Here is a 22428-nt window from a genome sequence, read left to right as displayed (position 1 = left end):
TACTCGCCATTTTTACCCATGACCTCAAGCGGGAGCCCTGAACATGAGTTACGCCTCTCTGGAAGAAACCTTTTATCGCCTTGCCCAACTGGAACATGCCAACGCCATTCTAGGCTGGGATCAGCAGGTGATGATGCCGGCCAAGGGCAATGAAGCCCGAGGCAAAGCGCTGGCCGAGCTGGCGGTGATGAGAGCAGAAATTTTACAGGCACCGCAGCTGGCGGATTCGTTCGCGGCAGCCGGGCAGGCGCTGAGTAATCTTGAGCCGTGGCAGCAGGCTAACTTCCATGAAATGAAAACCACCTGGCAACGCGCCAGTGCTCTGCCGACCGAGCTGATTGAGCAGGAAGCGATGACGCTGAACGAATGCGAACATGCCTGGCGAACCCTGCGCGCAGAAAACGACTGGCAGAGCTTTGAGCCCATGCTGCAGAAAGTATTCGACATTACTCGCACCAAGGCACAGGCCCTGTATGAAAAGCTCGGCGCAGAAAATGGCTACGACAACCCATACGATGCGCTGCTCGATACCTTCGATCCGGGTTCGCGCATGCGCACCATCGACCCGGTGTTCAGAGAGCTGAAAAGCGAATTGCCCGGCCTGCTGCAACAGGTACTGGAAAAACAGAACACAGCAACACCGGCGCTGATGCAAAGCCAGCCGATCAGCGCTGAACAGCAGAAGCCACTGGCAAAGGCGCTGATGGCGGTGCTGGGTTACGATTTCAACGGTGGTCGCCTGGATGAAGCCGCGCACCCGTTCAGCGGTGGCGTGCCGGACGATTCCCGCATCACCACCCGCTACGATGAAGCCAATGTCATCAACGGGTTGATGGCGGTGATTCACGAAACCGGCCACGCCAGCTACGAAATGAACCTGCCCAAAGAATGGCGCTATAAGCCGGTGGGCAACAGCATGGGCATGACCGTGCACGAAAGCCAGAGCCTGTTCTTTGAAATGCAGCTTGGCCACTCGCAGGCGTTTGTTGAGGCGCTGGTGCCGATGTTGGAACAGCACCTGTCGCCGCAGCCGGTATTCGCCGCCGACAACATTCTGAAGCTGGTGAATAAGGTGGAACCGGGACTGATCCGTGTGTACGCCGATGAAGTGACTTACCCGCTACATGTCATTCTGCGCTACGAGCTGGAGCGCGATTTGATTCTCGGCAACGCGAAGGTCAGCGATATTCCTGAGCGCTGGAATGCCGCCATGCAGGGCTATCTGGGTTTGAACACCGAAGGCGATTACAAAAACGGCCCGATGCAGGACGTACACTGGCCGTCGGGCGCGATCGGTTACTTCCCGTCCTATACTCTGGGTGCGATGACGGCGGCACAGCTGTTCGCTGCCATGAACAAGGCCATACCGGATGTGCAGCAACAGATTGCGGCGCTGAACTTTCAGCCGGTCTTCAACTGGCTTTCCGAGAACATCTGGCAGAAGGGCCGTTCACTGAGTTATCACCAGTTGCTGACGGAAGCGACTGGCGAGTCGCTGAACTCGCAGTTCTTCCTGAATCATATTCGCAGCCGCTATCTGGGCTGAAGGGTTTAATTTGCCGGAATCGGAGACGTTTAACTGATGTGGATTCTCTTTGCCCTGACAGCATCGATGCTGTTCGGGACGCGCGCGGTGCTGTACCAGTGGATGTCGCAGCGCAATATGAACCGCAACCTGATGCTGTGCGGGGTGTTCAGCACCGGCTTTGTTGCCGGCATTGCGGGCATGATTGTACTCGGTCAGGGCTGGAGCTCGTGGGCGCAGGTGCTGGTGGGCATTAGCCTGGGGGTGGGTTCGTATTCGGCCAATGCCTCGCTGTATAAGGGCTTCGCCGTCGGCAAGGCGGCGGTGGTCAGTGTGCTCTCCGGCCTGCCGCCGCTGTTTGTGGTGCTGGTGGCGTTTCTCGCCTGGGGGGAAGCCCTGAACCCGGCGCAGCTGTTCGGCTTCTGCATTATCTTTGCTGGCATACTGCTGATCCGTTATTCCAATGAGATCTCCTTTGCCAACCTGCAGGGCGCGCACTGGGGGTTGTTGGCTGCGGCGTTCTTTACCTTCACCGACCTGATGGCTAAGCAATCGACCCGGCTCGACATGGAAATGTTCAGCACGCTGACACTGATGTTTGGCTCCGGCAGCCTGCTGTTTGCCTTAAGCTGGCTGCGCAACCGAAGCAAAACCAACCTTGGCGATTCAACCCCGTGCTGGTCGCAGCGCAAAACCTTTTTCGGCGGTATGGCGGTGGGTGTCACCAATGTCGCCGGTGTTGCTGCCATGCTGGTGGCTTTCAGCAGTGGCGGGCCGACCGGGCTGGTTTCGGCCATTGCCGCGATGAACGTCATGGTCGTGCTGCTTTACAGCCGGCTGGTGCTGAAGGATGTCTTCCGCCGAGTGGAGATTATCGGCATCAGTGCGGCGCTGGCTGGCATTGTCATCCTGCGCGTAGTGCAATAGTTGTCGCAGAATCGAAATGAGCACTATGGTATAAACGTCTAACAGTTTTTCACCCTACTAAACATCAATAGCCGGCGGTGCTGAAAGCTCACATTAAGGGCCGGTGTATAAGGATTTTCGATGCTAAAACTCAAGGCTCAACCCTTTGGTCTGTTTGCTGCTCCGGCTTTGCTTGCCGGTACGGTATTGATGGCTTCCTGTACGGAAAAACAGGCAGAGGTAAACATGCTGGAGCTTATTCAGGCTCAGGTGCCGGCAGATACCATTCTGTATGTGGAAAACCGCTTGCCTGAAGGCCAGCAGCTGCAATTCTTCAACTCGACTGAAACACTGATTCAGCTGGAACTGGCCATGGGTGAAATAATGGCATCCGGCTTTGCAGACAGCGATGATGAAGCGCTGGCGGAAAACATCCGTACCGTGCTGATTCAGCATATCGAGAACATCGGCCAGGGCAGTGACGCGGCTATTGAAACCTATGGCCTGGCTGCGGATATGGCCACGGCGTTTTATTTCGATGGCATCTACCCGGTACTGCAAGTGGCAGTGTCCGACAGTGGTGAAAAGCTCAGCGCCGAGGTGAACGCTACCAGCGAAAAGGTGGGCGGTGAGCCGAGCACTGAAACCATTGCCGGTCAGGCGGTGACCATCTGGCCACTGACCGAAGTGGATGACCAGGCCGGCAGCCTGCAGCTGGCCTATACCGTGAACGATAATCTGGCGACGTTGGCACTTATCAACAGTACCTTGAGCGCAGAGCGCAAAGCCAGTGTGCTGGGCATCAGCGCAGAAGCCTCATCACTGGCCGCCGCCAAGACCATGAAGACACTGAACGAGGTGTACGGCTTCAGAAACAACAGCGGCTTTATCAGCATGGTTGAGTTTGGCAATGCGCTGCTGGAAATGGAGGCCTCCACCGCCGGAATGGATTTTAAAAACCTGCTCGGTGAAGAGGATATGAGTGATTACGATCAGACCTTTACCGAGCAGTGCCGCCAGGAAACCAAAGCGCTGCTGAGTTCGGTGCCGCGTATGGTCTTTGGTACAGAAAACATGAACCTGGCTGAAAACAACTACAGCGCCGATGTGAAGTTTATCACCGAGCTGACGCGTGCCGATGTTGTACAGGATCTAATTTCGCTGAATGGCCATCAAAGCGCTTACGTGCTGAACGCAGCGGATAAAATTGCCGCCATGGGCTTTGGCTTTAACGGCAGCAAGCTTTCTACCGCGCTGGGTTCGCTGCTCAACAAGGCCACTGAAACGCGCTACGAATGTGCCTTCCTCAGTGACATTCAGCAGGTGCTGCTGGATGGCAAGATCCGCCAGGGCCTGATGGGCACCGCTACTCTCAATGGTGTGCAGGGCATGGGCTTAGGTTTGTACGACATTACCCCGGGCAGCTCCATTTACGATACCAGTTTTGATCTGCTGGTGACGGTGGCTGCAGAAAACCCGATGGCCCTGGTCAACATGGTTAAAATGTTCGCGCCGATTGAAGGCCTGATGGAACTGGAAGAAGGCAAAACCGTAAGCCTGCAGCTGCCGCTTCCTCTGCTGATCGATCTAAAAGCCTCGGTCGCCGGCAATTACATTGGCCTGTTTACCGGTGAAAAATCGGCCGCTGCTTTCAGCGATGAAGCGAAGCAGCCACTGAACAGCAACGGTATGACGTCTGCCTCGTTCAACTACACCAAGCTGGGTGAAGCGGCCGATAAGGTTGACCTGAGTGCATTTGCCGGTGACTACACCGATGCCTCGATGTGTGCAGAAGCCTATCTGATCAAGCATACCTATGCGTCGATTGATGGCGAGGCCACAATCAGCGATGCCTTTACTGAAAACGGCTACGAAATGGATTACAGCATCAACATGAGCATGGCTGTAAGCGAACAGGCACCGTTCAACCCGGTGGGCTCTTATCTGGTTGAGGTTCAGGAAGATGGCTGCGGTTGGGTCACCTTCGGTCACGAAGAGATTGCGCAGACCACTGGCAACTACGATTACCGGTTCGATGGCGACGAATGTGCCTACAACAAGCTGAACTACAACTGGCAGCTCGATGGCATGCGTTTAAGCTTTCAGGAAACCGAAGCCTATACGCGTGACGAATGCGCGTCCGAATGGCTGGTCGATGCCGAATATACGCAAGATGACTTCAGCGAATACAACTGCGTGGTCACCAGCTATTCAGAGCAGGGCTTTGAATGCGTGATGTTTAATGGCGATGGCAAAGAGCTGTATCGCTATACCCGGCTGTAAGGATTCTCCTCACGCCAATAACGGTCAGGGTGCGGCTCTGCACCCTGACCGCCATCTCTCTTCGGAATGCATTACACTTAGCCGTAAAACTCGACAGGAATAAAGAATGAAACAACGCTTCGATGTCGCGGTGGTCGGTGGTGGTATGGTGGGTGCGGCAACCGCACTGGGCCTTGCCCAACAGGGTAAAAGGGTCGCGCTGGTGGAAGCGACGGAACCCAAGCCCTTCGCGGCGGATCAGCCCATGGATAACCGGGTCTCGGCCATTTCCTGTGCCTCGGTAAGGCTGCTGCAGCAACTCGGCGCCTGGGATGCCATTGAAGGCATGCGCCTGGCACCGTTCCGGCGGCTGGAAACCTGGGAGCAGCAGGGCTCACGCATCCGTTTTTCGGCAGAATCTCTCGGTATTGATGAGCTGGGCTTTATTGTTGAAAACCGGCTGATTCAACTGGGGCTCTGGCAGCAGTTTTCGCAGTACGAAAACCTAAGCTGCTTCTGTCCGTCCGGCATTGAGTCGATCACGTTTCATGAGCGCGACAATGAATTGCAGCTGACCACCGGCGAGCAACTGCGCGCCGCACTGGTGGTCGGCGCCGATGGTGCGAATTCACGGGTCAGAAAACTGGCCGGCATTGGCTTAACCAGCTTTGACTATAACCATCACTGCATGCTGGTAAACGTTGAAACAGAACAGCCCCAGCAGGACATCACCTGGCAGTGGTTTACCCCAAGTGGTCCGCGTTCGTTCCTGCCATTGCCCGGAAATCAGGCCTCGCTGGTCTGGTACGACTCGCCCAGAACCATACAGCAGCTTATGCGATTGCCGCTGGCGGAACTGCAGCAGCAAATCGTGCAGCACTTCCCCGAGGAGCTGGGTGGCATCCGGGTGATCAGCCGGGCGAGCTTTCCGCTGACCCGCCGGCACGCCAAAAGCTACATCAGTGACCACTGTGTGGTGATCGGTGATGCGGCCCATACCATTAACCCGCTCGCCGGGCAGGGCGTGAACCTCGGCTTTAAAGATGTGCAAGCCCTGCTGCATGTGCTGAGCAAAGATGAGCCGCTGGCTAAAGCCCTGAAAACATACCAGCGCAAGCGTATGAGCGATAACCGTCTGATGCAGGCGGGAATGGATCTGTTCTATTTTGGTTTCAGCAATGACCTGCTACCGCTGAAGCTGGCCAGGAATGCCGCGCTGAAAACGGCCGACCGACTGGAACCGCTGAAGCGTAAGGTGCTCACATACGCCATTGGCCTATAAGGCTTTACTAAAAAAGCCGGTTGAGCATCACCATCGCCGGCTGGTTTTAAACTCCGCGTTTAAACAATCAATCTGCCTGTGTACGGGTGCGCCACTGCTGGAAAATGGCACGGTCGTCACTGCAGGCAAGCAGCGTCAGTGATTTAATCTGATGCTCAGATGTACCACCGCGGCCCTGATCGGTGGCCAGCCCAGCCGTTAAACACAGACTGGTATCCGCTGTGGGGCTCAGGGTGCCGGTTTCGCTGAACTGAATGCTTTGTTCGGCTGAGCCATCGCACGCAGCCAGCGACAGCGTTGCACCGGATTCAATACCGGTAAGGGTCGCGCAAACATCAAACTCGGGCATGTACAGCTGATTATCAGCGAACTTATCGGTTTCAAAGATCTGGTCGGTACCTAAATCGCCGCGGTAGCTGTAGCAGGTGTGCGATTGCAGGCCGTTGGCCGGGTCAACATCCGGGCCACCGCCTTTAATGTCCAGGCAGTAGCCGCTCAGATAACCATCGAGATTATGTTTCAGGGTAATTTCAACCTCGTCAGCAGAGGCCAGGGAAGAAAGTGCCAGCATCAGAAAGCTGGCAGGGATCAGGGTGAATTTCATAGTTTGCCCGTTGTAGAGAGTATTGCGTGGAAAATACTGACTGTAACAGCTGCTGTTTTAATTCTGACTATACTGCTGCTCATTAATAGGTCTTATATTCACGCCAAAGCTAACAAAGAGCCAATGGGTTGCTTACTATGAGACTATGCCAGAAACAAGAGAACTTGCATGCAGCCCTCATTAGCCTTGCTGGCTTCTATTTTAGACTCATTGTCCGAGCACTTGGTCGTTATCGACCGCCGGGGCGTCATCCAGTACGTGAACCGCAGCTGGATGCAGTTCGGGCAGAGTAATGCCTGTGCGGTGGCAAAAAGCTGGCAGGGTGTGAATTATCTGGCGGAATGCGACAGTGCCGCGCAGCGTGGCGACAGCTTTGGTGTGAACGCCGCAGCGGGTATCCGCGCCGTTATCACCCGGCAGCAGGATGAGTTTTATTTTGAATACCCTTGCCACAGCCCACACGAAAAACGCTGGTTTTTGATGCGGGTCAGCACGCTGTCTCTGCCCGGCGAACCCCTGTTTATCATCTCTCACCTGAATATTACCGAGCGCAAACTGGCCGAAGAAACGGCCATTGAGCTATCGCGGAACGATGGCCTGACCGGTCTGGCGAACCGCCGCTACTTTAACGAGTTCCTGAACGCAGAATGGCGTCGCTGCCAGCGGCTGAAAGCGCCGGTGACACTGGCCATTATGGATCTCGATTTCTTTAAGCAGATCAACGACCGCTACGGCCATCAGTTGGGTGATCAGTGCCTGCAGCGAATCGGGGAGCTGCTCAGTCATTATGCCAACCGGCCGAACGATATCTGTGCCCGCTATGGCGGCGAAGAGTTCGCGCTGGTTTACAGCGGCTCGGAGCTGCCGGATATCGCGACGATGATGGAAACCCTGCTGGCCGAGATTCGCGAGTTGGCAATCGAAAATTCCGACTCAAAAATTTCCACCACGCTGACCGCCAGCATTGGTATGGCCAGCATGATTCCGAAGGTCGGTGATACCGAGCTAGAGCTGATCAGGAAAGCAGATATGGCACTGTACGCCGCAAAGAAAAACGGGCGTGATCAGCTGTACCTTGAGTCGCCTGACTGATCGATTGAAACGGTATGCCTTTCTTCGCCGGAGGGGTTTGCTAAACCTTAACCGAAATAAGTCGGTGGTTTTGTTGGCGCTCAATGCCTCAGCCCTGCGCCTAAACTTGGCGTGCTACCGTAACGTATTCCTCGGCTCCAAAAACATTACCGGCTTGCCCGCCGTCACATTGTTAGCGGTGTAATTGACGTAATCGATGCGCCGCCCGGTGTCGTCGTAAAGCCGAATGATGTCACCACTGTTGCCCAGTTTGATCGGCAGAATGTTGCGAATCACGATGGTGTCGCCGGCATTCATCAGGCAATTTACTTTTTTGTTGGAGATGGTCAGCTTGCTGAAGTTGTCTTCCAGTACCCAGCCATTGATGTCGACAATGTCGTTGGAAAAATTAGTGATGGAAATCCATTCGTTGCCGGCATCGCCACCTTCTGGATTGACCAGTGCCGCGGCAATGTAAACATCAACGTCGTCATCGGCGATGACGTCACGCACCGAGCCGTCGCTGATGATGTCGTTGGCCTTGCCGACCTCCAGCTCTTCCGGTGCCTGAATGTTCAGGTTCGGCGTCGCATTCGCCTGATGGTAAAAAAGTGGGTTGGCGCTGTAGACATGGCTGTCGAATTGCAGCCCGGTGAGGTTTTCAATTTCGGTAATGGTGGTCTGATAGCTCTGGTTGTTGTATTTCTTATGGCCATTTTTATCTTTCAGTGCTTCCACATCCTGATACATGACGAAGGCGCGAACATCCAGTTCGCTGGTGATTTTGTGTTTGAAGCACACCACCTTGAAGAAGCCGCTCGGTATGCGCGCCAGTGTGCGCCCGCCGGGTTTAATGGTGCGGTCGTAATCGGCATAAAACGGGCCACTGAAAACGGTGATTAATCCGCCGGCGGCGGTGCCCAATTCCAGTACCCAGTTTTCCAGTGCCAGCCATTCATCCTGATTGAGGTTGGCGTGCTGCAGCGTGGCGTTGGTGAAGTAAAAGGTTTCGTTCGAGGCCTGTTGCGCTTCACGGGCGCTGTCACCCCAGGCGGCGGTGGTGCGCCGCGCCATGTGGCCACGATCCCACGGGTTATTGGCGTAGTAGTCGTTGTTCAGTTGCAGCTTTGCAGGGATGCGGCTGTCGGTGCGCCAGTTATCGCGGCGTTTGGCACTTCTCAGTTGCCGTTGATCGATATTCAGCGCCACAAAGGCAGGGGACCGCTTATCGTTGGAGCCATTCTGCACCACCGAATAGTGAATGTAATCGGCGATATAACCGTCGCGCAGCTGTTCGTTCTGTTGATGGATCTCACCCGCCAGTGCTGCGCTGAAGCTGGGCAGGGGTAAATCCAAACCGAGAAAGTCTGCCTGATAACCTGTGTTCATAGTGTGCCTCCGAAAACAATGATGTGGTTGAACCGGTTTGTCTTTAAGGCTTGGTCTGCGTTACTGCGTGTTGATCAGTACCAATGGTTGGTCACGGCGTCGGGGTGGCCGATTGCGCCGTGCCGCGGTGGCGCAATCTGCTTGGAATCAGGCCGAACTGTAATCGGCCAATGTGACAAATAAGCGGCAGGCGATCACATTTTTGGCGCGTCGCCTGCGGCTTAACTGTTGTCGAACACGGCCGGTGTAATTTCGTTGGCGTTGTCTTTCTCGTGGGCAAAATCCAGCGCATTGCCGAGGGTAGTGTCGGCGATGTTCTGCAGTGCTTCTTCGGTTAAAAATGCCTGGTGACCGGTGAAGATCACGTTGTGGCAGGCCGACAGGCGGCGGAAGACATCGTCTTTAATCACTTCGGCAGAAAGATCTTCAAAGAACAGCTCCTGCTCATGCTCGTAAACATCCAGTGCCAGCCCACCCAGCGTGCCGTCTTTCAGCGCTTCGATACAGGCGGTGCTGTCGACCAGTTTGCCGCGGCTGGTGTTGATCAGCAGCGTGCCTTTTTGCATCTGGCTGAATGCCGAGCGGCCGATCATATAGGTGTTTTCGGCGGTCAGCGGACAATGCAGACTGATGATGTGGGACTCTTTGAACAGCCGGGAAAGGCTGACGTATTCCACGCCGAGCTCTTTTGCAGCTTCGTTGGGGTAAGGGTCAAAGGCGAGCAGTTTGCAGCCAAAGCCTTTCAGAATTCGCAGCGTTGCCAAACCGATTTTACCGGTACCGACGACACCGGCGGTTTTGCCGAAAATGTTAACGCCGGTTAATCCTTCGAGCGAGAAGTTGGCATCACGCGTACGCTGGTAAGCTTTATGGATGCGGCGGTTCAGGGTCATCATCAGGGCAATGGCGTGTTCAGCAACGGCCTCCGGTGAGTAAGCCGGTACGCGGTAAACGCTGATGCCGAGTTTAATGGCGGCGTCGATGTCTACGTTGTTGAAGCCGGCACAGCGCATCAGCACCAGCTTGATGCCGGCTTCTTTCAGCGCTGACAGAGTCGGCTCACTCAGGTCGTCGTTAACGAACGCGCACACCGCATCGAAGCCCTGCGCCAGGCTGGCGGTTTTCGGGTTCAGGTGGGTTTCAAAATATTCGATATCAATGGGCTGGTCGGCAGCACCGGGCCGGCTGGTGTTTCTTTTACTGAAGCTGTCACGGTCGTATCGCTTGGCACTGAAAAGACAAATTTTCATAAGTCACCTTGTTGTAATAAAATTACAAAGCATCTTATCTCGGGGCTAAATGCGCTGCAATTATGATTAAAAAGTTACAAAAACCGCTTCTGGAATTGGTTCTGGGTTTTCTGATTATTGTCGGCCTGTTATGGCTTGGTGAGTTCCTCAGTCACCTCACCGGAGATTTTATGCCCGGCTCCATTGTCGGCATGGTGCTGATGACCATCGCCCTGCAAATGGGTTTTATACGGCTGGAATGGGTTCAGCGTACCGCCAATCAGTTTGTGAAGTGGATGTCACTGCTGTTTGTCCCTATTGGGGTGGGCTTGGTTGAAAAGCTGGATGTTCTGCAGAGTGCACTGGCCGCCATCGTTGTAACCTGTGTGGTCGCCACGCTGGTGCTGCTGGCCGTTATTGGCTGGGGTGTGCAGTGGTCACAAAAGCGAGCAGAGGAAAAAGCCCGATGAGCCTTGTTTATTTACCGCTGACCATTGGTTTTTATCTGCTGGCGCAGCAACTGCAAAAGCGCATCAATACGCCGTTGCTGAATCCGGTTTTGGTGACGCTGCTGGCACTGGTCGCGCTGTTGTTGTTTGCCGGTATTGAGTACGAAGCCTACAACCGTTTTTCCGGCATTCTCACCGATCTTCTCAAGCCCGCCGTGGTTGCACTCGGGGTGCCGCTCTACCAGCAACTGCACAGCATTAAGCGTGAGCTGCCACAAATACTGTTAACGGTTTTTGTCTCGGTTATTGTCGCCGTGGCTTCGACCACCGCCGTTGCGCTGGTGTTGGGCGCGAGTACGGAAATTGCCGCTTCTCTGTCGCCGAAGTCGGTGACCACACCGATCGCGGTGCTGATTTCCGAGCAGGTGAACGGCCAGCCTTCCATCACCGCCATTGCGGTTATTGTGACTGGCCTGGTTGGCTCGGTGATTGGCGTGCCCTGGCTGAAAGCCATGAAGATTACCGACCCGAAAGCTCAGGGCATTGCCATGGGCACCGCCTGCCATGCTTTAGGCACCGCGCGGATTGTTGAAGAGGGTGCAACTCAAGGGGCATACAGCGCGCTTTCGCTGGTGCTCAGTGCCATCTTCAGCGCATTGGTCTGCCCGGTCGTTGTGCCGCTGATCAGTGCTTTGTTTTAAACAAAAAAAAGCCCGCTTGATTTAGCGGGCTTTACGATCATGATGTCTCACGCCGGGATGCCGGACCACTCACGTCTCACGCTACGCGCCACCAACCGGTACTTTCCACTCCGGTGTTCGGGAACTCGGCCTGCGACCTCAGACACCCCTCGGCACCTGCGCAAAAGCCCCGGCTGGCAGCTCTGATACGTCTCACATCTTACGTCTTACACTTCATGCCTCACGCTACGCGCCACCAACCGGTACTTTCCACTCCGGTGTTCGGGAACTCGGCCTGCGGCCTCAGACACCCCTCTGCACCTGCGCAGAAAGCCCCGGCTGGCAGCTCTGATACGTCTCACGTCTCACGTCTCACGTCTCACGTCTTACGTCTCACGTCTTACGTCTTACGTCCCACATCTCACGTCCCACGTCTCAACCAATCGCTTCAGCCAGTTTGGCATCCGCAGACTTGTGTGCTTCCAAACGCTGGCGTTCCGGATCGTGGGTTTTCTTAATACCCAGGAACATCAAGCCACAGATTGCTGCCAGTGGGATGAAGGTAATGAAGGACATGCTGTAAGAACCCGTGATGTCGTTCATAACGGCCAGGTAAGTCATACCAAAGCTCATAGCAATCATCTGGAATGCATAAACCCAACGGTTGATGTTTACGAACTCGTCACGGCCAAATACGTAAGCCATCAGAGAAGGCATTAGGTTAGGCATACCACCTACACCCAGGGAGATGCAGAACAGAGCGCCGTAAACCATCCACATGGAATCTGGACCACCAAATGCGAAACCTGCAGAGCCAAGTACATAAGCCAGTGAGAACACAGCATTGGTTTTAGGTGTGCCAATCTTGTCGTCCATCCAACCCCAGAAGTAACTCAATGGCATACCCGCGATGGCCATAACAGACATCAGAGTGAGTGCTTTGTCGATTTCGACGCCGGAACCGGTCAGAATTGGAATCACCTGGCTCATGATACCCGCCATCATCATACCGCCGATCAAGCTCCATGGAATTGCGACATACCAGAACTCTTTACATACCAGCAGGCGCTTCAGAGGCCATGCAGTTATGTGGTTGTTTTCTTTCGTGCGCATTGCTTCAAGTTCAACTTTTTCTTCAGCAGTAAATGGAATACCGTCTGGATCGAAGCCATAGTCTTCTGGGCGTTCTTTCATTGCCCAAATACCGATAACACCGAAGAATGCGATGATAGCACCCAGGCCAGTGTAGAAAGTTGCAAAACCTACTTCCATGAAGATAGGCATACCGATTGGAGTGAAGGTAGCAGTACTGAGTGGCGCAGAGATCGTTACGATACCAAAGATGATACCTTTGTAACGTACGAACCAGTTAGCAATCAGGCCGCCCTGAATGAACATCAGAACAGGTGTAAGAATGGTCAGGATAGTTTGGATGACCATGATACCCATCCAAGAATCAACGCGACCCATCATACCAACGGAGATACCTGCAATAATTACTGAAGGTACACCCAGTTTTTTGAATCCGGTTCGCATGATGATCGCACCAGCGATGATACCAGCGACAACACCAACCAAACGAACAGCGGAAATGGCACCCATGATTTCACCCGGGTTTTTGCCAAATTTTTCGATAAGTGCGGGCATAAGGATGTTCATACTATCTGGGCCAGCAATGGTTAATTGCAAGTACATAGTGATGAACACATAAGCGATTACGCCAATCGCCTGCGGTTTAAAACCCTTCTGCAGTTTATCTTCCATAAAATCCTCTCAACAATTTATTGTCTTTATATATTTGTGAGCGCAGCCAAAATTTATGCTTTTAATAAGTTATTCCGGCCACATTGATTTCCACTTGATAAGGCTCACTGATTTTTGTTATTGCCTTAACAAGTATTGCTACTTGCCCCCCTTAAATGGTGTTTGGCGAGAGGGCCTGCGAACAGACCCTGGTTGCCGCGCTCTAGTCTGTAATTCCTGCTTTTTCTCGTGCTTCGTCTTCCCCTGGGTAAACGAAGGCGTATTTTTCGCGATAGCTCAGAGATGGTTCCGGGTGCCATTTTTCAGGGATCGGATGCAGTTCAGGCTGAACATCGCCATCTTCGTTTAGAGTTAACTTCACCCATGCCAGATACTTAGAATCGTCACGGTATGGGTAGTCTTCACGATAGTGAGTGCCACGACTTTCTTTACGCTCCATGCCTGCAATTAACTTCATTTCGGCGTTGAGCAGCATGTTGCGGCATTCGTGTGCGTTACGCAGTTCGTGAGGGTTATCTACTTTTAGGTTGTTGGAGAACTTCTTCTGCAAATACTTGATTTGCTTCAGAGCGATTTCCAGGCGATCTTGCTCTTTGGTATACATCACGTAGTACGGGTACATAATTCCCTGCATGATTCGGGTGACCCAGTTCGGGTTGAAGCCCTGTTCATTGTTCATAGGGAACAGCATGCGATCTTTGATTTCTTCCAGTTTTGCAGCGTCAATGCTAGGTGCGGGCTGATCTTTTACATAATCAGCGGCTGCCCAGCCAGACCGTGCGCCCTGTACAGCAGAACCTGAAGAAGATGAACCGAAGCCAGCGTAACCAGCTCCATTCTGCATGGAGCACATGGCATCGCCCGCTGCCCACAAGCCTTCAATATTTGAGCGGCCGTTGATGTCCTGAGGGAATACACCTTCGCCTTTGTGGTTGCCCATGCCGGTTGTGGAGTAACCCATCTTCATCATGTCAGCGGTACCGGACCCACTAGTTACATGGTCTGTGCCGCCTGGGCCTTTTAGGTATTTAGGGTCCATTGGCTGACCACCGATATTGATACCGATTGCTGTATCAATACGCAGACCCATTTGACCGCCGTTTAATTCGGCAGGGTTCATTGGGCCGTCCTGGCTTGGCGGACCACCGCCTAAGCCCAGTACGGTTTTCTTACTGGTTGCATCGCCGGAAGCGCGCTGCAGGCCAGATTCATCCAGGTAGCTGAATGGGCGTGATGGGTGGGCATCGTTGAATTCCTTGCCGGAAATCTGTGCACCTACACGAATCGCCATGGCATCACCATCGGCCGTGGTTGAAGAGCATGGGTAGCCCATACCCACTGGTTTTAAAGAAGACGGCCCAGAGCAGAGGATTGTTGCTTTGGCGAGAATTGCATAAGGTTCTCCGGTTTCCATATGGAAACCCATACCGCCGATAACTTTGTCGTCCTCTTTGATCAGCTCGACAATCATGACGCGCTCAATCATCTCGACACCTACCGACAGGCATTTGCGGCGCATTGGGTCGCCGGCAGCGCAGTACTCGATTGAACGGGATACTGTTCCGTGCTGGTAGTAATAAGGGCGACCTTCTTCAGGGTGATCCAGAGCCGTGGTGGTACCCCACTCGCGAACTTCTTCAAAACGGTCGCGTGCTTCATCCATTAAGAGGTTGGAGAAGTCGAGGTTGTTCAGGTATTCACCGGAAAGCTTAAATTGTTTTAGGTAGTCATCACGCGTGATCTTGCCGTGGTATTCATCGTAAACAAACCAGGAGTTTGCCCAGGGAGTTAAACCGGAGCGACCCGTCCGGCCTTTAACGGCCATGGTTACTTTTGCACCTGCTTCGGCTGCTTTGACTGCTGCGAAACAGCCAGCAAAGCCACCACCAATCACGAAGACATCGGTTTCAATCAGGTTAATTTTATAATTTTTGCTATCAGTCATCACCGGTCTCCTATTTGTTCAGATCTTTGCCAAGGGTGACAACATCGAAGTTATGCAACGAGGTCATATAGGCACCTTCGGAAATTTCGATACAGTCTGCGGGGCAGAAGTGCGCACAAAGCCGGCAAACCTGACAGTCATCGACATAGGCGATCTTGGATCGGCTGCCGCAGGTCAGGCAGCGTTCCGCTTCGCGGTGAGCCTGTGCGCGGGTGAACGGCTGAATCGTCTCGGCAAAGTTGCTGACGCGGATGGCACTGTCGACTGAACCGCGCTCTTGTCGCTCTTCGATGTACAGGTTATTGTTTTTTGGAACCGGCTTGGCAACGGGCGCTTGGGCTTCCGGTTGGGCAAGTTCTTCACCCTTCAGGAAGCGATCAACCATCACTGCTGCACGCTTGCCGGAGGCCAGCGCTTCAACCACGGTGCTTGGGCCGGTCACGCCATCGCCAGCGGCGAATAGGCTGGCATCCACCTGCAGGGTTTTTTGGTCGGCATTGATATAGCCACGTTCATTGGTGGCAACTTCGGCCGGTACAATTTCGGCGTCGGCAGTCTGGCCAATGGCCATAATGGCGCTGGTGACTTCCAGCTCTTCAACCACATCGGCACCGATGCAAGGGTTAAAGCTTAGGTCGGCATTACGCACGCTTTCGCATTCCACAAGGGAGATGCCGTACAGCTTGCCATTGTCGTCGTTGAACGCCTTGACGCTGCGCTGGGTGTGGAAGATCACACCTTCTTCTTTGGCTTCGTTGATTTCTTCAGCCAGGGCCAGCATGTTGTCTTTGTGGCCAGGCTCGATGCGCTCTAAACAAACCACATGGACTTCTTTCGCACCCAAGCGAATCGCGGTGCGGGCGGCATCCAGTGCTACGCTGCCACCACCAATTACCGCCACACGCTCATCAACGCGGGTCGCTTCGCCGGTGCGGGCATCTTTGAGGAATTTGATCGCGGTGTTGATGCCTTCAGCATCGGCACCCGGAACATTGAGCAGCATTGGTTTGGCTGCGCCGGTTGCGGCAACAAAGGCCTTAAAGCCTTCGGCTTCCAGTTCTGCCTTGCTGATGTCTTTACCAACGGCAACACCGGTTTTGAATTCAATACCCATCTTTTTGTAGAAGGCAATTTGCTGATCGATTACTTCGTCTGCTAAACGGAACGCAGGGATCGAGTACTGCAGCAGACCACCGGGCTTCTGTTCTTTTTCGAAGACGGTGACCTGATAGCCTTTCCGGGTCAGATTAAACGCAGCGCTTAACCCGGCAGGGCCGGAACCGATGACGGCAACCTTGTCGCCTTTGGCCATGTTTTCAACCTGAGCATTGTTCAGAACGATGTCACCTAAGTACTGTTCAATGCCGTTGATGTTAATGGCGCTGTCTACCTGCGCACGGCTGCATGCACTTTCGCATGGGTGCGGGCAAACACGGCCGGTGATCGCGGGCATCGGGTGGTTGGCCTGAAGGGCTACCGCTGCATCGTTCACCTGGTTCAGCTTAATGAGGTAGTGGTATTCGCGCTGGTTCAACCCAAGCGGGCAGTCCTGACTACACGGAGAGACCTCTGGCTGCTCGGCGGATGTATCCAGCCGGAATACATCCATAGGGCAAGACTCAACACAGGTTCCGCAACCTATGCAGTCTTCCGTTTTTATTTTTCTTACGGGCATAAACTTCTCCTTTGATCGAGTTCTTTAAACTGAGCAGCCATTAGTGAAGCGGCTGCCGTTTTATTATTGTTTTCAGCTCTAATTCTTAATTAGTTTCCTAGGGAAACTAATTGGGCAAAAAAATTCAGGTCGTCATGTTCTTCAGCATTTTTCGCAACACAGTTTTATAAATATCGGCTTCTTCCTCTGTTATGCCGCTGAAGACCGCTGCTCGGTGCTGATTTATTATTCGGCGCACCGGCACCTTTAATTTTTTGCCTTCTGCTGTCAGAAAAATATTCTTATTTCGCTGATCAACATCGTTCTGAACCCTGAAAGCAAGATTGTTGGCTTCCAGCAGGTTTAACGCCTTAACGATTGAAATCTTATTCATCCGGGTCAGTTCAGACAGCCGCTTTTGGCTGATGCCATCTTCCTCAAACAGATAAAGCAAAAGATGTATCTGTTGATGGGATAAATAAAAGCCTTCGTTCTTTAAGTTTTTTTCCAGCCCTTCTCTCAGATGTTTGTGAATAACACCGGTTAAGTAGTGCGGGCAATCTAATGTGTATTCGTAATTCATTGTTGTTGTTAATTACAGTTTCTGTAGGAAACTATAAGACCTCGGTTGATTCAATGGGGTAGGATTCAGTTATCTGCGCTGAATCATTCTCATTTGGCAGCGAGCTTAAAACGCCTGGTGTTTTTGTTGTTATGGCGTTCACTGAAGCAGCCGACCAGTATCGCTCTGTAAGTCAGTAATCATCGGGGCTGTAGGCATTATTGCTGGAAGGGATTTATGCGCGCAAAACGGCCAAAATTGCTCCTGGAAAGCATTATAGGTTTGGCCGTTTCATCTGTGCAAACGGGCATTGCACGGATGATGATTTAGGTCTGTTTATTGACGTTTTTTCCCGTAAAGGGGAATGAGAATGGCTTATAAGTACTGAAGCAGAAATTCAGCTATTGCTCTCTATCGTCTGCTTCAGCATGGCCAGGCCTTTTTCATAATCAGCGCCGACCATATCTGAAACCTTCTTCTTCATCAGGAACATCATAGACGGCAAAGTGCCTTGCATGTACCAGGTAACCTCAGTTGTGCCATGAGTCTCCTGAAATTTAAAACCGGCCGTGGAATGGCTTTTCCAAGGCTTCAGGAAATGCAGATCGTAGACCAGTTGCTGGCTTTTGATCAGATCGGTCAGTTCAATATGGCCAGAGCCGATCTTCTTGCCATCCCACGACTGGGTGTGACCAATCGCCTCCGGCGTACCGGTAATCTCCACCGGGCAGTCGGGCTCCTGCGTCAGCCATGGAGACCAGCTTGGCCAGTTTTTGAAGTCTGCTATGTAGCAGTAAACCTCTTTTGCCGGGGCTTTAATGGTGATGGATCGTTCAACAGTGAAGGGGATAGACATTGCGCTCTCCGAATGTTTCGGCCGGAAATATCACTGTAGATTACGGTGTAGAAAGCGTGATAGCAGTCGGCTATTAGTTGTAAACTCGGTTATTGAATAGCATAGATGGGGCCAATGATGAATGTTCAGCTGATCCGGGCTAATAACAGCCGGCTGATCGAAAACCTGTTTCAGTACTATATATACGACATGTCCGAGTTCATCGGCCTGCAGCCCACCCCGGAAGGCACCTACCTTTATGATGAAGCGCTGAACGATGTTCGTGAATACTGGAGCCTGCCGGAGCATTACCCCTATCTGATATACGCGGATAAGCGACTGGCGGGTTTTTGTCTGGTGAGAAAATACCCCTATGAAGACAACCGCTACGATATGGGGCAGTTTTTTGTCCTCAAAGCCTGCAAAGGCCGGGGTATAGGCAGGCAGGCATTCAAGCTGGCAGTGGAAAAACACCCCGGTGACTGGCTGGTGCGTATGCTGCCGGAAAACACCCCGGCACAGCAATTCTGGCCAAAGGTCATAGCAGCCGTTACCGCGGGTGAGTTGGTTAAAAGCTTTGAGCGTTACCGCAGTACTGAGATGGATTTTTTACGATTCCAGGTGAATTAAGTGAGAGGTGATATGACAACCATAAGCATTCTGGGCAGTGGCTGGCTGGGCATGCCGCTGGCACAACATTTTTTGAAGCAGGGTTTTCAGGTTAACCTTTCAACCCGCACGGCCGATCGTATTCCTGAGCTGGATGAGAGCGGGGCTAAACCATTTCTTATCGATATCGATGCATTGAGCAGCAACCTACAGTCGTTTCTTAATGCCAGTATTCTGATCATCAACATTACCTCCAAGAATATCGACGGTTTTAAACAGTTGGCCGCTGCGATTGAAGCCTCGCCGGTAAAGCATGTGCTGTTCGTCAGCTCTACATCGGTCTATCAGAATGTGCCGCAGGTGGTGAGCGAGGCCGATATAGAGTTGCAATCACAAAGCCCGTTGTTAGACATTGAAAAAATATTGGCAGATGTTCCAGGCTGCTCAGCAACGCTGTTACGTTTTTCCGGTTTGATTGGCGACGGTCGACACCCCGGCCGTTTCTTCCGCAACGGTAAGGTGGTGCAAAATCCGGATGCACCGGTGAACCTGATTCATCAGCAGGATTGCCTTGGAATTATTGATCAGATCATTCAACAGAATTGCTGGGGCGAAGTACTCAATGGCTGCGCCGATACCCACCCTAGCAAACGTGAGTTCTACAGCGCGGCGGCAGAAAAACTGGGCCGGCCAGCGCCGGAGTTTTCAGAACTTGCCGGGCAGGGCGGTAAAATTGTCAGCAATGAAAAGGTGAAAAAGCGACTGAACTATGCGTTTAGCTATGCTGATGTTTATGATGCAATTTAATCAGAAGGGTCGGTGAGAAATTTTTGATACAGCTTGGGTGTCATCGCTGTGAGTTTTTTAAACTGACGCTGAAAGTGGGCTTGATCAGCAAAGCCCAGGTTGTTGGCAATTTCTGAAAGTGAATGGCCTTGTTTTAGCTTTTCTTTCGCTATTTTTATCCGCGTATCCAGTTGAAACGCGTGCGGTGTTTGTCCATAGGTATCTTTGAAACTGCGCAGCAAATGGTAACGGCTTAGCCCACATTCGGCGGCTAAATTTTCCAGGCTGTGATTGAGCTCGGGTGACTTGAGTATGATGCGCCTGACAAGCGCAAGGCTTTGCCGGTCGGGTTCTGCAGGTGTGATAGTGAGGTTTTTGGGCAGCGTTTTCTGGATAAATTCCAAAAGGTAGCTTTCAGCTTGTAGCGTATCTTCCTTGTGGATAAGGGAATCGAACAGGTTGCTAAAAAGTTGAAAGCAGGATGGATGATTCACATAGGGCTTATCAAAGGGCAAAGCCTGTGATAGCTCGGTCGCCAAAATTTCCTGTTGAATATTCTTTATCAGTTCAGCATTTGCATAAAGCATTCGATAAGACCAGGTGTCATTGTCCGGATTACAACTATGCAATGTATTGGGGCTGATCAGCACGACGGTACCGGCATAAGCCGAATAACGTTGATTGCCAACCTTATACACTGAACTTCCTGAATCAATAGCGCCAAGTGAAAACTCATCGTGCGTGTGCTCGCCGTAGCAGGCCGCCGAGTGAAGTGCTTTGCGCAACTCAATGCCAGGAATGGCCGGGCTATTTCGAAGTTCAACGGTGTTAGGATTCATAGAAAAGTAACGTATCTTTGGTTCAGTTCAATAGCGCAGATTTAACAATAGTAAGGCCAATCGCACCTAATAACACACCGCTCATTTTATCGATGAAGTAAGCAATGCGAATAAACCGGCGCTGCATCGGTTGTGCTGAAAGAAAGAATGCCAGCGCGGCATCCCAAAGGAAAACAGCAGCAGTCATCCAGATACCCAGAACTACTTTGAAAAGCAAGTTAACATCATTGGTTAATACAAGTGTGAACAGGCTGAGGTAAAAAAACAGATTCTTCGGGTTCAGTATGCCAGATACAAATCCAGTAAAGAACTTTCCCGTTAAGCTGCTTTTAAGCCTATCGCTGGTCGGTAGCGAGGCTGTATCAGCGATGGCATAGTTTTGTTTTCGGGCGGAAAGAGCATGAACGGCCAGGTATATAAGAAAAGCACCGCCAGCCAAACTGAGTAGCGACATGAGTTGGCTGTTCGCAGCAATGAGTGCTCCGACGCCAATGAGACAAGTTGAAATATAAATAGCATTGGCGCTTGCGATGCCGGCGGCTATCGCTATTGCGTCTATTCGACGGGCGTTCAACGCGGTTTTTACAACCAGGATAAAATCCGGCCCTGGGCTGAGCAATGCTAAAAAATGCGCGAATGCAACGGTAAGGAATAAGCCGAGGAGATGTGTACCCACTGAAATGCGCCTGCGTTATCTGGTTTCGGGCAGGATATTCAGTTCAATTAACCTTGTATTGAATGAAATTGCGGTTAGTAATAATGTGTTGAAAGAATTCTGTCGTTAGCTTGTAGCACCATAAGGGCGATAGAGTTATCAGGGCGAAAGAGTTACTCTCTGTTGTTCCAGTTAAGCTCGGCCTAAAAATAAAAAACAGGAGGCGCTATGCTTCAAAAAATTAAATCTCTGGTTAACCGCTACGACAATTGGTGTGAATCGATGGGTATTAAAACCGATGAAAAACGCTGTTGCGTTCCGGTGGTTCGTTTCGACCCTGAAAAGGAAGAAAAAACACCCTGTTCAGATGCACTGGCTAAAGACGCTTCCGGTGAAGAAAGCCCGGTAACCGAAAAGGGTTAATGGGTCTGTAAGACCTATTCTGCGATCAATCGCAGGAGCGCACAGGTCTCTGTGCGCTCTGAAAAAAAATTGCTAGTCGTTTTCGTTTACAACGATCACCTTTCTGTGAGGGAAAGGAATTTCAATACCGGCTTCATCAAAAGCCTTTTTAATCAGCTCGGGCACGGAATACAGCACGTTAAAGTAGTGTTCGCCTTTGCAGAACGGGCGGATAGCAAAGTCGACCGAACTGTTGTTCAGGGTAGAAACCTCAACCCAGGGTGCCGGGTCTTTCAGAATGTGAGGGTGCTCGGCCAGCACTTTATCGATCACCTTTCTGGCTTTATCGATATCGGTATCGTAAGAAACGCCGTAGGTCATATCCACACCCCGAACCGGGTAGTGTGAATGGTTAATAATTTGAGCTCCCCAAATCTGGCTGTTTGGAATAATGATCTGTTGATTATCGAATGTTTGCAGAATGGTTGTGAACATATCTATTTCAGTCACCTTGCCGAAGCGGCCGGCTGACTCGATAAAATCATCGACCTTATAAGGGCGGAATATTAACAGCATCACACCAGCAGCCAGATTTGACATGGCACCCTGCAGGGCCAGGCCAATCGCTAAACCGGTGGCACCTAATAGCGCAACGATTGATGCCGTCTGTACACCAAAGCGATTAAGAATGGCGATGCCGACAAAAGCCAGAATGGTGTAGCGGGCCATGCTGCCTAAAAATCTGAATAGCGTGTCATCGAGCTTTTGGTATTTCTTGCCAATCTTAACTACTGCTTTGTAGGCCTTACCTGCCAGCCAAAGGCCAAAGATCAGGATCATTATTGCCAGTAATATATTTGTGCCCCAGGCAATTACGCCCGGCAAATACTGGTTTACATCCAGTTTTTCAATGTATTCATTCATGGTGAACTCCCTGTTTTTTCTGGTTTAGAAAAGCATCTATCGCTGGTCAGCCTAGC

The 22428-nt window shown here is 52.1% G+C and carries 21 protein-coding genes; 10 read left to right on the top strand and 11 right to left on the bottom strand.

Features of this window, described 5'->3' with window-relative positions:
- Positions 1-43: 43 nt before the first annotated feature.
- The 4 genes from BCF53_RS00300 to BCF53_RS00285 all read left to right on the top strand — a co-directional run bounded on the left by BCF53_RS00300 (position 44) and on the right by BCF53_RS00285 (position 5975).
- Positions 44-1546, top strand: a complete 1503-nt coding sequence (locus BCF53_RS00300; protein ID WP_132698700.1) for a carboxypeptidase M32 — start codon at positions 44-46, stop codon at positions 1544-1546.
- 36 nt (positions 1547-1582) lie between these two features.
- Entirely contained in the window at positions 1583-2452 is an 870-nt protein-coding gene (locus BCF53_RS00295; protein ID WP_132698698.1) for a DMT family transporter, read from the top strand.
- A 120-nt stretch (positions 2453-2572) separates the two neighbouring features.
- Positions 2573-4714 (top strand): hypothetical protein, encoded by a 2142-nt coding sequence (locus BCF53_RS00290; protein WP_132698696.1) that lies wholly within the window; start codon positions 2573-2575, stop codon positions 4712-4714.
- Positions 4715-4820: 106 nt separating this feature from the next.
- A complete protein-coding gene (locus tag BCF53_RS00285) occupies positions 4821-5975 on the top strand; it encodes an FAD-dependent oxidoreductase (protein ID WP_132698694.1) in 1155 nt (384 codons plus the stop codon).
- Positions 5976-6042: 67 nt separating this feature from the next.
- On the opposite strand, the gene BCF53_RS00280 is transcribed toward BCF53_RS00285, so the two are convergent.
- Complete coding sequence (locus BCF53_RS00280; protein ID WP_132698692.1) at positions 6043-6579, bottom strand: RICIN domain-containing protein; 537 nt, start codon at positions 6577-6579, stop codon at positions 6043-6045.
- 168 nt (positions 6580-6747) lie between these two features.
- On the opposite strand from BCF53_RS00280, the gene BCF53_RS00275 reads away from it, so the two are divergent.
- Positions 6748-7671, top strand: coding sequence for a sensor domain-containing diguanylate cyclase (locus BCF53_RS00275; protein ID WP_132698690.1), 924 nt, complete (start codon positions 6748-6750; stop codon positions 7669-7671).
- 114 nt (positions 7672-7785) lie between these two features.
- Here BCF53_RS00275 and BCF53_RS00270 read toward each other — a convergent pair whose 3' ends face one another.
- Together BCF53_RS00270 and BCF53_RS00265 are read right to left on the bottom strand one after the other, a co-directional pair.
- Positions 7786-9039, bottom strand: coding sequence for a DNA/RNA non-specific endonuclease (locus BCF53_RS00270; RefSeq protein WP_132698688.1), 1254 nt, complete (start codon positions 9037-9039; stop codon positions 7786-7788).
- A 221-nt stretch (positions 9040-9260) separates the two neighbouring features.
- Entirely contained in the window at positions 9261-10289 is a 1029-nt protein-coding gene (locus tag BCF53_RS00265) for a 2-hydroxyacid dehydrogenase (protein ID WP_132698686.1), read from the bottom strand.
- A 62-nt stretch (positions 10290-10351) separates the two neighbouring features.
- On the opposite strand from BCF53_RS00265, the gene BCF53_RS00260 reads away from it, so the two are divergent.
- Positions 10352-10738, top strand: coding sequence for a CidA/LrgA family protein (locus BCF53_RS00260; RefSeq protein WP_132698685.1), 387 nt, complete (start codon positions 10352-10354; stop codon positions 10736-10738).
- A complete protein-coding gene (locus BCF53_RS00255; protein ID WP_132698684.1) occupies positions 10735-11418 on the top strand; it encodes an LrgB family protein in 684 nt (227 codons plus the stop codon). The genes BCF53_RS00260 and BCF53_RS00255 overlap by 4 nt, the downstream gene beginning before the upstream one ends.
- Before the next feature lie 414 nt (positions 11419-11832).
- On the opposite strand, the gene BCF53_RS00250 is transcribed toward BCF53_RS00255, so the two are convergent.
- The 5 genes from BCF53_RS00250 to BCF53_RS00230 all read right to left on the bottom strand — a co-directional run bounded on the left by BCF53_RS00250 (position 11833) and on the right by BCF53_RS00230 (position 18178).
- Positions 11833-13161 (bottom strand): MFS transporter, encoded by a 1329-nt coding sequence (locus BCF53_RS00250; RefSeq protein WP_132698682.1) that lies wholly within the window; start codon positions 13159-13161, stop codon positions 11833-11835.
- A gap of 202 nt (positions 13162-13363) precedes the next feature.
- Positions 13364-15106 (bottom strand): FAD-dependent oxidoreductase, encoded by a 1743-nt coding sequence (locus BCF53_RS00245; protein ID WP_132698680.1) that lies wholly within the window; start codon positions 15104-15106, stop codon positions 13364-13366.
- Between the two features lie 10 nt (positions 15107-15116).
- On the bottom strand, positions 15117-16781 hold the full coding sequence (locus tag BCF53_RS00240; RefSeq protein ID WP_132698678.1) for an FAD-dependent oxidoreductase: 1665 nt from the start codon (positions 16779-16781) through the stop codon (positions 15117-15119).
- A gap of 124 nt (positions 16782-16905) precedes the next feature.
- Positions 16906-17343, bottom strand: coding sequence for a MarR family winged helix-turn-helix transcriptional regulator (locus tag BCF53_RS00235; RefSeq protein ID WP_132698676.1), 438 nt, complete (start codon positions 17341-17343; stop codon positions 16906-16908).
- A gap of 376 nt (positions 17344-17719) precedes the next feature.
- Positions 17720-18178, bottom strand: coding sequence for an SRPBCC family protein (locus tag BCF53_RS00230; protein WP_132698674.1), 459 nt, complete (start codon positions 18176-18178; stop codon positions 17720-17722).
- Positions 18179-18292: 114 nt separating this feature from the next.
- On the opposite strand from BCF53_RS00230, the gene BCF53_RS00225 reads away from it, so the two are divergent.
- Positions 18293-18787, top strand: a complete 495-nt coding sequence (locus BCF53_RS00225; RefSeq protein ID WP_207902604.1) for a GNAT family N-acetyltransferase — start codon at positions 18293-18295, stop codon at positions 18785-18787.
- A 12-nt stretch (positions 18788-18799) separates the two neighbouring features.
- Positions 18800-19573, top strand: coding sequence for an SDR family oxidoreductase (locus BCF53_RS00220; RefSeq protein WP_132698670.1), 774 nt, complete (start codon positions 18800-18802; stop codon positions 19571-19573).
- Here BCF53_RS00220 and BCF53_RS00215 read toward each other — a convergent pair.
- A complete protein-coding gene (locus BCF53_RS00215) occupies positions 19570-20391 on the bottom strand; it encodes an AraC family transcriptional regulator (RefSeq protein ID WP_132698668.1) in 822 nt (273 codons plus the stop codon). The genes BCF53_RS00220 and BCF53_RS00215 overlap by 4 nt on opposite strands.
- Before the next feature lie 22 nt (positions 20392-20413).
- A complete protein-coding gene (locus BCF53_RS00210) occupies positions 20414-21067 on the bottom strand; it encodes a LysE family translocator (protein WP_132698666.1) in 654 nt (217 codons plus the stop codon).
- 207 nt (positions 21068-21274) lie between these two features.
- On the opposite strand from BCF53_RS00210, the gene BCF53_RS00205 reads away from it, so the two are divergent.
- A complete protein-coding gene (locus BCF53_RS00205) occupies positions 21275-21469 on the top strand; it encodes a DUF5363 family protein (RefSeq protein ID WP_132698664.1) in 195 nt (64 codons plus the stop codon).
- A 72-nt stretch (positions 21470-21541) separates the two neighbouring features.
- On the opposite strand, the gene BCF53_RS00200 is transcribed toward BCF53_RS00205, so the two are convergent.
- Positions 21542-22372 (bottom strand): mechanosensitive ion channel family protein, encoded by an 831-nt coding sequence (locus tag BCF53_RS00200; protein ID WP_132698662.1) that lies wholly within the window; start codon positions 22370-22372, stop codon positions 21542-21544.
- Positions 22373-22428: the final 56 nt, after the last annotated feature.

It is taken from the genome of Reinekea marinisedimentorum, from assembly GCF_004341165.1.
Classification (GTDB): domain Bacteria; phylum Pseudomonadota; class Gammaproteobacteria; order Pseudomonadales; family Natronospirillaceae; genus Reinekea; species Reinekea marinisedimentorum.
The sequence above is the reverse complement of the archived record's forward strand: the minus strand, read 5'-3'. Positions and strand labels throughout refer to the sequence as shown.

What these genes read in the sequence shown, in the direction of transcription:
- BCF53_RS00300 (WP_132698700.1), top strand. Translation starts at nt 44, where the DNA reads ATGAGTTACGCCTCTCTGGAAGAAACCTTTTATCGCCTTGCCCAACTG.
- BCF53_RS00295 (WP_132698698.1), top strand. Translation starts at nt 1,583, where the DNA reads ATGTGGATTCTCTTTGCCCTGACAGCATCGATGCTGTTCGGGACGCGC.
- BCF53_RS00290 (WP_132698696.1), top strand. Translation starts at nt 2,573, where the DNA reads ATGCTAAAACTCAAGGCTCAACCCTTTGGTCTGTTTGCTGCTCCGGCT.
- BCF53_RS00285 (WP_132698694.1), top strand. Translation starts at nt 4,821, where the DNA reads ATGAAACAACGCTTCGATGTCGCGGTGGTCGGTGGTGGTATGGTGGGT.
- BCF53_RS00280 (WP_132698692.1), bottom strand. Translation starts at nt 6,579, where the DNA reads ATGAAATTCACCCTGATCCCTGCCAGCTTTCTGATGCTGGCACTTTCT.
- BCF53_RS00275 (WP_132698690.1), top strand. Translation starts at nt 6,748, where the DNA reads ATGCAGCCCTCATTAGCCTTGCTGGCTTCTATTTTAGACTCATTGTCC.
- BCF53_RS00270 (WP_132698688.1), bottom strand. Translation starts at nt 9,039, where the DNA reads ATGAACACAGGTTATCAGGCAGACTTTCTCGGTTTGGATTTACCCCTG.
- BCF53_RS00265 (WP_132698686.1), bottom strand. Translation starts at nt 10,289, where the DNA reads ATGAAAATTTGTCTTTTCAGTGCCAAGCGATACGACCGTGACAGCTTC.
- BCF53_RS00260 (WP_132698685.1), top strand. Translation starts at nt 10,352, where the DNA reads ATGATTAAAAAGTTACAAAAACCGCTTCTGGAATTGGTTCTGGGTTTT.
- BCF53_RS00255 (WP_132698684.1), top strand. Translation starts at nt 10,735, where the DNA reads ATGAGCCTTGTTTATTTACCGCTGACCATTGGTTTTTATCTGCTGGCG.
- BCF53_RS00250 (WP_132698682.1), bottom strand. Translation starts at nt 13,161, where the DNA reads ATGGAAGATAAACTGCAGAAGGGTTTTAAACCGCAGGCGATTGGCGTA.
- BCF53_RS00245 (WP_132698680.1), bottom strand. Translation starts at nt 15,106, where the DNA reads ATGACTGATAGCAAAAATTATAAAATTAACCTGATTGAAACCGATGTC.
- BCF53_RS00240 (WP_132698678.1), bottom strand. Translation starts at nt 16,781, where the DNA reads ATGCCCGTAAGAAAAATAAAAACGGAAGACTGCATAGGTTGCGGAACC.
- BCF53_RS00235 (WP_132698676.1), bottom strand. Translation starts at nt 17,343, where the DNA reads ATGAATTACGAATACACATTAGATTGCCCGCACTACTTAACCGGTGTT.
- BCF53_RS00230 (WP_132698674.1), bottom strand. Translation starts at nt 18,178, where the DNA reads ATGTCTATCCCCTTCACTGTTGAACGATCCATCACCATTAAAGCCCCG.
- BCF53_RS00225 (WP_207902604.1), top strand. Translation starts at nt 18,293, where the DNA reads ATGATGAATGTTCAGCTGATCCGGGCTAATAACAGCCGGCTGATCGAA.
- BCF53_RS00220 (WP_132698670.1), top strand. Translation starts at nt 18,800, where the DNA reads ATGACAACCATAAGCATTCTGGGCAGTGGCTGGCTGGGCATGCCGCTG.
- BCF53_RS00215 (WP_132698668.1), bottom strand. Translation starts at nt 20,391, where the DNA reads ATGAATCCTAACACCGTTGAACTTCGAAATAGCCCGGCCATTCCTGGC.
- BCF53_RS00205 (WP_132698664.1), top strand. Translation starts at nt 21,275, where the DNA reads ATGCTTCAAAAAATTAAATCTCTGGTTAACCGCTACGACAATTGGTGT.
- BCF53_RS00200 (WP_132698662.1), bottom strand. Translation starts at nt 22,372, where the DNA reads ATGAATGAATACATTGAAAAACTGGATGTAAACCAGTATTTGCCGGGC.